Annotated in this window: 12 protein-coding genes and 1 tRNA gene; 6 read left to right on the forward strand and 7 right to left on the reverse strand. The window is 34.4% G+C overall.

The features are described from left to right. Window positions 1-162: 162 nt before the first annotated feature. Together AC061C_RS02095 and AC061C_RS02100 are read right to left on the reverse strand one after the other, a co-directional pair. Complete coding sequence (locus AC061C_RS02095; RefSeq protein WP_478289822.1) at window positions 163-408, reverse strand: GIY-YIG nuclease family protein; 246 nt, start codon at window positions 406-408, stop codon at window positions 163-165. A 45-nt stretch (window positions 409-453) separates the two neighbouring features. Next, window positions 454-528, reverse strand: a tRNA-Pro gene (locus AC061C_RS02100). A 404-nt stretch (window positions 529-932) separates the two neighbouring features. Between AC061C_RS02100 and AC061C_RS02105 the strand changes: the two genes are divergently transcribed. The 6 genes from AC061C_RS02105 (at window position 933) to AC061C_RS02130 (ending at window position 6338) form a co-directional block, all read left to right on the forward strand. Then, on the forward strand, window positions 933-1700 hold the full coding sequence (locus AC061C_RS02105; RefSeq protein WP_309759200.1) for a ParA family protein: 768 nt from the start codon (window positions 933-935) through the stop codon (window positions 1698-1700). 4 nt (window positions 1701-1704) lie between these two features. Then, entirely contained in the window at window positions 1705-2604 is a 900-nt protein-coding gene (locus tag AC061C_RS02110) for a ParB/RepB/Spo0J family partition protein (protein WP_478289823.1), read from the forward strand. Continuing rightward, window positions 2604-3161, forward strand: a complete 558-nt coding sequence (locus AC061C_RS02115) for a DUF5683 domain-containing protein (protein WP_478289824.1) — start codon at window positions 2604-2606, stop codon at window positions 3159-3161. Before AC061C_RS02110 ends, AC061C_RS02115 begins: the two co-directional genes overlap by 1 nt. 56 nt (window positions 3162-3217) lie before the next feature. Beyond that, a complete protein-coding gene (gene dapB, locus AC061C_RS02120) occupies window positions 3218-3949 on the forward strand; it encodes a 4-hydroxy-tetrahydrodipicolinate reductase (protein WP_478289825.1) in 732 nt (243 codons plus the stop codon). Between the two features lie 85 nt (window positions 3950-4034). After that, window positions 4035-5621, forward strand: coding sequence for a signal peptidase I (gene lepB / locus AC061C_RS02125; RefSeq protein ID WP_478289826.1), 1587 nt, complete (start codon window positions 4035-4037; stop codon window positions 5619-5621). A gap of 90 nt (window positions 5622-5711) precedes the next feature. After that, window positions 5712-6338, forward strand: coding sequence for a WbqC family protein (locus AC061C_RS02130; RefSeq protein WP_478289827.1), 627 nt, complete (start codon window positions 5712-5714; stop codon window positions 6336-6338). Between the two features lie 15 nt (window positions 6339-6353). Here the strand turns inward: AC061C_RS02130 and AC061C_RS02135 are convergent, their stop codons facing one another. The 5 genes from AC061C_RS02135 to ribH all read right to left on the reverse strand — a co-directional run bounded on the left by AC061C_RS02135 (window position 6354) and on the right by ribH (window position 11691). After that, complete coding sequence (locus tag AC061C_RS02135; protein ID WP_478289828.1) at window positions 6354-7400, reverse strand: endonuclease/exonuclease/phosphatase family protein; 1047 nt, start codon at window positions 7398-7400, stop codon at window positions 6354-6356. A gap of 43 nt (window positions 7401-7443) precedes the next feature. Then, window positions 7444-8313, reverse strand: coding sequence for a rhomboid family intramembrane serine protease (locus AC061C_RS02140; RefSeq protein WP_478289829.1), 870 nt, complete (start codon window positions 8311-8313; stop codon window positions 7444-7446). Window positions 8314-8366: 53 nt separating this feature from the next. Beyond that, the gene (locus AC061C_RS02145) at window positions 8367-9113 is read right to left on the reverse strand and encodes a rhomboid family intramembrane serine protease (protein WP_478289830.1); all 747 of its coding nucleotides are present in this window, start codon (window positions 9111-9113) and stop codon (window positions 8367-8369) included. Beyond that, window positions 9110-10951, reverse strand: coding sequence for a DNA mismatch repair endonuclease MutL (gene mutL, locus AC061C_RS02150; RefSeq protein WP_478289831.1), 1842 nt, complete (start codon window positions 10949-10951; stop codon window positions 9110-9112). Before mutL ends, AC061C_RS02145 begins: the two co-directional genes overlap by 4 nt. 164 nt (window positions 10952-11115) lie before the next feature. Further along, window positions 11116-11691, reverse strand: coding sequence for a 6,7-dimethyl-8-ribityllumazine synthase (ribH, locus tag AC061C_RS02155; protein WP_309760475.1), 576 nt, complete (start codon window positions 11689-11691; stop codon window positions 11116-11118). Window positions 11692-11773 lie beyond the last annotated feature (82 nt).

Consider the following 11773-nt stretch of genomic DNA (forward strand, 5'->3'; position numbering starts at 1 on the left):
GTGATTTCGAAAAAAGTAAGTAGAAGTAAAACATTGCTTTTAAAAATAAAAAAAGCCGAACGATATCGTTCGGCTTTTGTCGGGGTGGCAGTGTTTATTCCGAAAACGGAAATTCGAACCTGCGGCCTTCCCGATTTGCAATCGGGACGCGATAACCATTGCCTATTTTGAAATTAATGCTTCTATTTTAACTTTACTTTTCCACTTTTTTATTTCCTGCTCGCGTGCAATTGCTAAAGATTTTTGGTCAAATAATTCAGAATAAACGACTTCCCAATCTTTGGCTCTTGCTGTAAATCCTTTATGAGCACTCAAATGACGTCGCAATCTTTCTTCTACAACCATGGAAGTAGAACCTACATAATAGATTTCGTGAGTTTTCGAAAAAAGGATGTAGACGTAAAACATTGCTTTTAAAAATAAAAAAAGCCGAACGATATCGTTCGGCTTTTGTCGGGGTGGCAGGATTCGAACCTGCGGCCTCCTGCTCCCAAAGCAGGCGCGATAACCGAGCTACGCTACACCCCGAAAGCGGGTGCAAATATACAATTCTTTTTAGCTTCTGCAAAACATTTTGAAAAATAAGAACAGTAATTAAATTGCAATTGCTACAACTTTTAAAATAGCACCAAAAACCTTTGTACAGCGAACTCTTTTTAGCCCAGATGGGAGCGAAAAGCTTTGCAGCATCACTGCTTTATTTTCTAGAACTAAAAGAGCGACTGAAAGAAGCTCCTTTTAGGGCTTTAGAAAATTTAGTAGTGATGCAAAAACTTGTAGCGTACAGCTGGATAAGCTCCTAGAAAGCAAAATTTAATTTGAAAATGACCCTACACAATATCCGACTAATCAAGCTTTAACGAATGTTAACAAAATAGATTTTTAGAAACCATAAATAATTGTATTTTTACGGTTCAAAATTTAGAAAATAAATGGGCAAAATCATCGCGATTGCTAATCAAAAAGGAGGAGTAGGAAAGACTACAACATCAGTTAATCTTGCTGCTTCATTAGGGGTTTTAGAAAAAAAAGTATTACTTATTGATGCTGATCCACAGGCAAATGCTTCTTCAGGATTGGGGATTGATGTTGAATCTGTTGAAATAGGTACGTATCAAATTTTAGAACACAGTCACACTCCGAAAGAGGCCATTGTAAAATGTTCTGCACCAAATGTGGATGTTATTCCATCACATATTGATCTTGTCGCTATTGAAATCGAATTAGTCGATAAAGAAAATAGAGAATACATGCTAAAAAAAGCATTGGAAAGTATTAAAGATGAGTATGATTACATCATTATTGATTGCGCTCCGTCACTTGGATTACTTACTCTGAATGCGCTGACTGCAGCTGACTCAGTTGTAATTCCTATTCAATGTGAGTATTTCGCTCTAGAAGGTTTAGGAAAATTATTGAATACGATAAAAAGTATCCAGAAAATTCACAATCCAGATTTAGATATTGAAGGACTTTTGTTAACCATGTTTGATTCTAGATTGCGTTTATCTAATCAAGTAGTTGAGGAGGTTCAAAAACACTTCAACGATATGGTTTTTGACACAATTATTCAAAGAAATGTGAAACTGAGCGAGGCTCCAAGTTTTGGAGAAAGTATAATAAACTACGATGCGACTAGCAAAGGAGCAATTAACTACTTGCATCTTGCCCAAGAAATAATTAAGAAAAATAGCAAATAGTTTTATGGCACAAGCAATTAAAAAACAAGCCTTAGGAAGAGGATTATCTGCATTATTGAAAGATCCAGAAAACGATATCAAATCCGTAGACGACAAAAATGCTGATAAAGTTGTAGGAAATATTATTGAGCTTGAAATTACTGCAATTGAGATAAATCCGTTTCAACCTAGAAGCAATTTCAATGAAGAATCGCTACGAGAATTAGCCACATCGATTAAGGAATTAGGAGTTATTCAACCCATTACGGTTCGTAAATTAGAGTTTAATAAATACCAATTGATATCTGGAGAACGCCGTCTTCGTGCCTCTACTTTGGTAGGCTTGACGACTGTTCCTGCTTATATTCGTATTGCAAATGATAACGAATCACTTGTCATGGCCTTGGTTGAAAATATTCAACGTCATGATTTAGATCCCATTGAAATTGCGCTTTCTTACCAACGCCTGATTGACGAAATTCAATTGACTCAAGAGCAAATGAGTGAGCGTGTTGGAAAAAAGCGTTCTACAATTGCGAATTACTTAAGACTTTTGAAACTAGATCCAATTATCCAAACAGGTATCCGTGACGGATTCATTAGTATGGGTCATGGACGCGCCATCATTAATATTGAAGACCAAGAGGTACAAACTGATATTTATCAAAAAATTGTTAGTCAAAATCTATCTGTTCGCGATACCGAAACACTAGTAAAAAACCACCAAGAAAGTTTAAAACCTAAGCCTGCAGGCAAACCAAAAGCAGCTTCATTTGAAATTGCAGATGCACATAAAAGTACTTTTACAAACTACTTTGGAACCAAAGTCGATGTTAAAGTAGCTGGGAATGGCAAAGGGAAAATTACTATACCATTTCATTCTGAAGAGGATTTCAACAGAATTATTAAATTAATAAACGAATAGTGCATAAAATAATTTTCATAGGTCTATTCCTTTTAGTCATTGGTAATACTGTTGTTTGTGCCCAAACAGAAACAGCAGCACTTGTAGTTAAAGACTCTTTGAAATCTAATGATATTGATCCGTTAACTCCTGCAAAGGCGGCTTTTTACTCTGCTGTTTTACCTGGTTTGGGTCAAGCTTACAACAAAAAATATTGGAAAATCCCGCTTGTTTACGGTGCTTTAGGTACTAGTATTTATTTTTATATTGACAATAATAAAAAATACCATCAATACCGAGACGCTTACAAAAGTAGACTTGAAGGATACACCACCGATGACTTAGCTTTTTTGGATAACAATCGATTGATTGCCGGACAAAAATTTTACCAAAGAAATCGAGATTTATCAGCCTTAGTCACCTTAGCATTTTATGCCTTGAACATCATTGATGCAAATGTCGATGCTGCATTAATACAATTCAATGTAGATGAAAACTTATCGATACGACCTGTTCTTTATCCCAATGATGTAACATTAAAGACTAATGTGGGACTAACTTTTAATTATAATTTTTAGAGCGAAAGCAATTCGATGCTTCGTTGTCTAAAATTGAAACCATAATATACAATCAAATGAAAATTGCGCTTTTAGGATACGGTAAAATGGGTCAGGTAATTGAACGAATTGCACTGGAAAGAGGCCATGAAATCGTTTTGAAAAAAGACGAGAACAATACGTTTGAAGGCCTTTCTATCGCTGACGTAGCCATTGATTTTAGTGTTCCAACGGCTGCAGTAACTAATATTTCTAGTTGTTTTCATGCCAATGTTCCCGTTATTTCAGGAACTACAGGCTGGTTAGATCATTACGATGAAATGGTAGCGCTGTGTGAGGAAAAGAATGGCGGTTTTATTTCTAGTTCTAACTTTAGTTTAGGAGTGAATGTTTTCTTTGAGCTTAATGCGTATTTGGCAAAAATGATGTCTAAATTCAAAAATTACTCTGTGATAATGGAGGAAATTCATCATACTCAAAAACTTGATGCTCCAAGTGGTACCGCAATTTCATTAGCCGAAGGTGTTATCCAAAATAGTTCATACACCAATTGGACATTAGAAAAACCAAAGACAACCAACCCGAGCGACAGCGAACAGGCGAAGCAAATTCAAATCGAAGCGAAAAGAATAGGTACAGTTCCAGGAACCCACACGGTAACTTATAATTCTGAAGTAGATGCCATTGAAATCAAGCATACTGCACACAATCGTGAAGGATTTGCTTTAGGTGCCGTAATTGCAGCCGAATGGATTGTAGGCAAACAAGGTGTTTTTACAATGAAAGATGTATTAGAATTAGATGCATAAACTTTCATATCGATAGATTTTTAGAAATCATAAACCGTTCAAATTTTAGAAAAAACAAATAACTCGTTAATCAAATAAACATATTATGTCAACATATCAATGGTTTGTATTCTTTCTGCTGGTGCAAATAGTTCATTTTTTAGGAACATGGAAATTATATGAAAGTGCCGGAAGAAAACGTTGGGAAGCTGCAATTCCCGTATATAATGCAATAGTTTTGATGAAAATAATAGGTCGACCAACCTGGTGGACAATTTTACTTTTTATCCCTATTATTAATCTCATTATGTTTCCTGTAATTTGGGTAGAAACACTACGTAGTTTTGGAAAACGTTCAGGATTAGATACTTTTTTAGTACTAATAACTTTAGGATTTTATATTTATTACTTGAATTATGCTCAAAAATTAGAATACGTAGCAGATAGAAGTTTGGTACCTCACAACAAAACTGCTGATACTGTTAGTTCGTTACTTTTTGCAATTGTAGTAGCAACAATAGTTCATACCTATTTCATACAACCCTTTACCATTCCAACTCCATCATTGGAAAAATCATTACTAGTAGGTGACTTTTTGTTTGTAAGTAAGATGAATTATGGCGCAAGAGTTCCTATGACTACTGTTGCTTTGCCTATGGTTCATGATTCTATTCCGTTGACAAAAAACAAATCTTACTTGACTTGGCCTCAATTGCCTTATATGAGATTGCCTGGAATTCAGAATATTGATCGTACGGATATTGTTGTTTTTAACTGGCCCGTAGATACAGTTTATAGGTTTTTTGACACTTCAAAAAGACGTGCTTTTAAACCAGTTGATAAAAAATCAAACTATGTAAAAAGATGTGTTGGAATTCCAGGAGATAACCTATCTATTAAAGACGGAATGGTATATATCGATGGTAAAATTTTACAATTACCAGAAAGAGCTAAACCCCAATTCTCTTACAAAGTAGCATTGGACGGTAAAACACCAATCGATTTTGAATATTTACTGAAAGAAATGGATGTTACCGATCCAGTGATGTTTACGGATCAAACCAAAAGAGATACCTTGTTTTTTAGTGCTTTGACAGATGCCAGCGCTGAAAGATTAAAAAATATACCCGGAATCACCGGAGTTACCAGACAGATAGCTACCGATATTGACCAAGCTAATAATGGAAAAGGGGTATTTCCACATATCAATAAGTGGAACAGTGATAATTACGGACCGATCTATGTTCCAGAAAAAGGGAAAACCGTTGCTTTGACAGTTGAAACCTTACCGTTTTACAAAATGATCATTACTGATTATGAAACTGCTGAAAATGACGTTAAAAACGAATTACAGGTAAATGGAACGGAAATAAGAATCAATGGTAAAGTAGTAAAAGAGTACACTTTTCAACAGAACTATTACTGGATGATGGGTGACAATCGTCACAACTCAGAAGACAGTCGTTATTGGGGATTTGTTCCTGAAAATCACATTGTTGGGAAGCCCATTTTTATTTGGTTAAGTTGGGATACTAATGGGAAAGGCTTGAATAAAATACGTTGGGACCGAGTTTTTACAACAGTTAGCGGCGACGGACAGCCACAATCCTATTTAAAATACTTCCTAATTGCTTTAGCAGCATTTTTCATAGGAGAATATTTTTGGAAAAAAAGAAAATTAGCTAAACAATAGTCAAAAGTTTGAAAGTCAGAAGTCATAAAGCCTATAGCCAATATAGCTTTATGACTTTTTACATTAAAATGATAATACATTACAACAAATATGAATATTCTCCTTCACCCAACTTACTTTCCATCAATTAGCCATTTTGCTGCCATGGTGCAATCAGAAAGTATCACCTTTGAAGTTGCCGATAATTTTCAGAAACAAACCAACCGCAACAGAGCTTATATTTATAGTCCAAATGGCATTCAGTTATTAAACATTCCTATAAAACATTCGAAAGAAAGTCATCCAAAAACGAAAGATATTAAAATTGAAACGGATTTTGATTGGCAAAAACAACACTTCAAATCACTGGAAGCAGCTTATAGAAGTTCGCCTTTTTTTGAATTTTTTGAAGACGATATCAGACCTATTTTCGAAAAAAAACATACCTTTTTAATAGACTTGAATTTTGAAGTTTTAGAAATTCTTTTCCACTGTTTTCGAATCAAACTAGATTACAAAACGACAACAGCATACATTCCAGAGGTTGATCCCACTATTATTATGGATTTTCGAACTTTAGTAAATGGAAAAAAAGATACTTCTTCTTTTGAAAGTTACACACAGGTTTTTGATGACAAACATGGTTTTATCAACAATTTAAGTGTGTTAGATTTGCTGTTTAACGAAGGGAAATACGCCATGGATTATTTAAAAAACCAACGCCTTAGTATCAAATAAAAAAAAGATTTGTGATCACTCCAGAGACAATCTGGCCATAATAGGAAAATGGTCTGAATTTATGAATTGTGGGAAGTTTTCGAATTTTTTCACTTTCATTTTTTCATCAGCAAAAATGTAATCAATTCTAGCTGGATAATATCGGAACTTATAGGTTTCTCCAAATCCTTTACCAGCCTCTTCAAAGCTATCTTTCAACTTCCCTTTGATATTGCGATACACATACGAATACGCACTGTTATTCATGTCACCACAAATAATCATAGGATAGATACATTTTATTTTATGCTCTTTAAAAATCTCTGCCTGCTGCTGCTGCTGCTTGAATGCTTTGCTTATACGTCTAAATAAAACTTGCGATTTCTGCTGATTCATAGCATCAATATTTTCATCAATTTCATTTACATCAGGCGATATTTTAATGGATTGGATGTGCATGTTGTACACTCTGATAATGTCTTTTCCTTTCTTGACATCTGCAAAAACAACGTTGTTACTAGAATTTGGGAAAATGATATTTCCTTGGTCAATAATTGGGAATTTAGAAAAAATAGCTTGACCCGTTTTAATTTGGTTGCCGTCTGTAAAAATATATCGGTGCGGATACACTTTCAAATCAATATTTGCTGATGACGAGTACTCCTGAATACACAAAATATCTGGGTTCTTATCATTAATAAAGGTGAGAATATCAGCTGGCACATCGTCTCTTTCGATCCATTTAAACACATTAAAAAGACGAACATTATAACTCATTACCGTAAAATCTTTTTCGGCTATTGGAAGTTCAAGAGAAGAGAATTTATAAAATTTATTTATAAAAGTAATCCCAATCAATAACACCAAACCCGAGACAATTAATTGCTTTTTAAATTGAAATGCCCAATAGACAAAAAACAACCCATTAAATATGAAAAAAAGCGGCATAAATAGCGTCAATACAGACAAAAGCGGGAAAGATTTGGGAGCCAAAAAAGGCAAAACATAGGCAATAAAGGTCACTATAGTCAGCACTATATTCAAAAAAAACATTCCTTTATTAAACCATGAAAGATTCCTCATTTTCTCTATTTTTTAAATTAAAGCATTCAAAAATTTCGTGTTATTATTTACCTACTTTAAATAAGAATTCTTTTTCCTCACTGCTCAAGCTATCATAACCAGATTGGCTAATTTTATCCAAAATCTCATCAATTTGTTGCTGTGATTTATCTTTTGTAACGATTTTTGAAACTGACTTCACCTCTGGCCGGCTGTAATTTTTGTGAACTTTTTTGAAAGGTGTTGACGGCTTTTTTTGGAACAAATTTGTAAAAAAATCAACAAAGCGAGATACAACTTTACTTAAATCAGTTCCATTCTGAAGCAATTTAATAAAAATAAATCCAAACAGAGCTCCAGCTAGATGAGAAATGTGTCCGCCCATATTTTCAGATCGCAATTGCATCAAATCGATAACAAGAATAACAGCTGTAACATGCCATAACTTGACATTTCCAATAATCAATAACCGCAGATCCATCAACGGATAATAGGTTGTTGTAGCAACTAAAATAGCCATAATAGCTGCTGATGCTCCCACAATAGGTGCATTTATATTCAGCAAATAAAAGATCAGAACATAACTAATCCCTGCAAAAATAGCGCTTAATATATACAGCCCAAACAATTGCTTGGATGTAAAATAGGTCATAAACAATCTGCCTGAAAAATTTAGAACAATCATATTAAAAACGATATGCATGATGCCGCTATGAAAAAAAGAATACGAAAGCAACGACCATGGTTTCCAGAGTAATAGCGCCCCATTAGATGATAAACTCACATAATTAAGGTAATCAATATTGATACCCAACAAAGATAAAAGTGCAAAAAACAACCACGGAATCACAAACAAAGCCACATTCCAAAAGATTAGCCGAGTCACTATTCCTCCTATCTTGTATTGTACTTTCAAGTCATCAATAATATTCATATATTTTTAATATTTGGTAGCCGATTTTAATTGTCTAAAAAAACTATTTTATTTTAATTCCATCGGTTTTGATTGAACTGATTTTTCTTCCAATACCACATAATAATAAATCCAAACAAAGCACCACCAACGTGCGCAAAATGGGCTATTCCTCCACCTCCAAAAATAGATTTTCCAGAAATACCCAAATATAAATCAACTAATACTAAGCCGGGTACAAAATATTTTGCTTTAATTGGTACAGGAATAAACATCAAAGCCAATTCAGCATTAGGAAACATAAAAGCAAATGCTACAATTATCCCATAAATAGCTCCCGATGCACCAACTGCGGTACCCGCAAAAGCACTAGTAAAGTTTTGAAAATCTCCAGCTGCTATAAATTGCTGCCATCTAGTATCAATTTTACCCTCGTTCAATAATTGTAAAATATCTTGTTTAGGAAATCCATTAGCGATTAGCGTATTCAAACCATCTTGAAAATAGTAATAATTGACACCCGTATGCAACAAAGCAGCGCCTAATCCGCAGGAAATATAGAAAAATAAAAATTTCTTACTTCCCCAGATTTGTTCTAATGCTGAGCCAAAAGAGTACAACGCAAACATATTGAAAAAAATATGCATAAAACCCCCATGCATAAACATGTGTGTAATAGGTTGCCACAATTGAAAGTCTTTATTTTCTGGAAAATATAAGGCTAATATTTTATAGGCCACATCACCTATTACCAGTGTACCTACAAAAAAAAGTACATTTATAATTATTAATTGTTTTACGGTTTCAGTTACGTTTCTCATAATGCAAATTTTTTATCTAAATCTTCCACACGCATCGTGATGAAAGTGGGTTTGTGAAATGGGGAAACATTGGGGTCTTTACAGGCAAAAAGTCCGTTAACCAAGTTCTCCTGTTCTTTTTCGGTTAAGTGTGTTCCTGTTTTTACCGCTAAACTTTTGGCCATAGATTTGGCAATTGTATCGTTTTGACTAAAGCTACTCTCTGGAATTCCGTCCTGCAAATCGCTTAATAATTGTTCTAAAACCAATGACACTTCGCTTTCCGTTACATTCACTGGAATTCCTGAAATAACAACATGATCGGTGTTGTTTTCTTCGAAGACAAATCCAGTGTTCATTAATGATAATTGTAATTCACCGATGAGTTCCATTTCGCTTGACGAAAAAAATAGATTCAAAGGAAATAACAGCTGCTGGCTAGATGCTTGATTCACAGTCATATTTACTAAAAACTGCTCATACAAAACCCGTTGATGCGCCCTTTGCTGATCTACAATTACCATTCCTGATTTGATTGAAGAAACAATGTATTTTTTATGAATTTGATACGTTTTATGAACAGAATGTTCTACTTCTTCGTCATTAAATAAAGAAGAAGTCACTTCTTCATTTTCAAAAGTCATCTGTCCTATTTCGTCAGTATCTTGTTTTAAACCTACGTATAAACTTTCCCAATTAGATGTTGGCTCTGGTTTTCTATAACTGGAAAATTGCTTACTGGGTTTATCCTCAGCAAAAGGATTGAAAGTACCATCTACCTGAATTGTTGGCGTAGCACCTTCTAAATCTTTATAATGATACGGTGTGTCCAGATTAGCATCGCGGTCAAAATCTAAAACGGGAGCAACATTAAACTGTCCTAAGCTATGTTTTATGGAAGCTCTTAAAATAGCGTAAAGCGCGTGTTCATCATCAAACTTAATCTCCGTTTTAGTAGGATGAATATTTATATCTATTGTGTTTGGAGGCACCGATAAATATAAAAAATAACTGGGTTGCGTACCGTCTTTCAATATTCCGTCATAGGCAGCCATAACCGCATGATGCAAATAACCACTTTTAATAAAACGATCATTGACAAAGAAAAACTGTTCGCCACGATTTTTCTTTGCAAATTCTGGTTTGCTTACAAATCCCTGAATGGTAACTATTTCTGTTTCTTCCTGAACAGGTACTAATTTTTCATTGGTTTTGCCCGTAAAAATAGTAACAATACGTTGGCGTAAAGTTGAAGGCGGCAAATTGAACATTTCACTACCATTGTGGTAAAAGGTGAAATGTATTTGTGGGTGAGCCAAAGCTACGCGTTGAAATTCATCGATAATATGGCGGTATTCCACCGTATCCGACTTTAAGAAATTACGTCGCGCTGGAATATTAAAAAATAAATTTTTGACAGCAAATGAAGTTCCTTTAGGCAAAACAGCAACGTCCTGAGATACAAATTTACTACCTTCAATGATAATATGGGTTCCAAGTTCTTCTTGTTCTTGCTTGGTTTTCATTTCTACATGAGCTATAGCAGCAATAGAGGCTAAAGCTTCTCCACGAAACCCTTTGGTATGCAAAGAAAACAAATCTTCGGCTTGACGAATTTTGGAAGTGGCATGACGTTCAAAACACAAACGCGCATCAGTAACATTCATTCCCAAACCATTATCAATTACTTGCACTAAGGCTTTTCCAGCATCTTTAATAATTAATTTAATATCCGTCGCTCGTGCATCAACTGCATTTTCAAGAAGTTCTTTGACCACTGAAGCAGGTCTTTGAACCACTTCACCAGCAGCAATTTGATTGGCAACATGATCAGGAAGTAATTGTATTATACTCGACATTAAAAAATTTAGGTTTAAAGTTTAAGGTTTAAAGTTTTTTAAAACCAAGAAATACAAATTTAATGAATTTCTATTTGGAATAATAGCTTAATCATTTTAAAAAAAACAAAAAACCTATACTGTTTTAGATAACAGTATAGGTTCATTAAGTAGTATGTTTAAAACTATTCTTTCAATTCTAAAGGCCCAGCCTCATCCAACTGGAGTGCTCCAGCAGACAGTAAGTGTTGATTATCAACTTGATGAGACAAAGAAGCTTGTTGACGAATATAAGCCATTTTTATAGCGGCAATTGCGGCCTCAGTTCCTTTATTTCCATGAATTCCTCCACTTCTATCAATAGATTGTTGCATGGTATTATCTGTTAAGACACAAAAAATAACTGGAATATCCGTTTGAACATTCAAGTCTTTTATGCCTTGCGCTACGCCTTCACATACAAAATCAAAATGTTTGGTTTGTCCTTGAATGACGCATCCTATAGCAATTACAGCATCTACGTTTTGTGTTTGCAACATTTTCTTGGAACCGTAAATCAACTCAAAACTTCCCGGAACATTCCAACGAATAATATGCTGAGCAGGAACTTGGTTTTCTAAAAGGGCTTCAAAGGCGCCTTTAAACAGACCTTCTGTTATGGAATCATTCCATTCTGAAACAACAATCCCAAAGCGAAAATTTTTTGCGTTTGGGATTGAATTTTTATCGTAATCGGATAAGTTTTTATTTTCGGTAGCCATTTGCTTTTAGTATTTTGATTATAGAATTTTGATTTCAGATCTTAAAGATAGCATTTTGAAATCAAAAATATCCAATCTTAAA

Source organism: Flavobacterium sp. GNP010 (assembly GCF_056428945.1).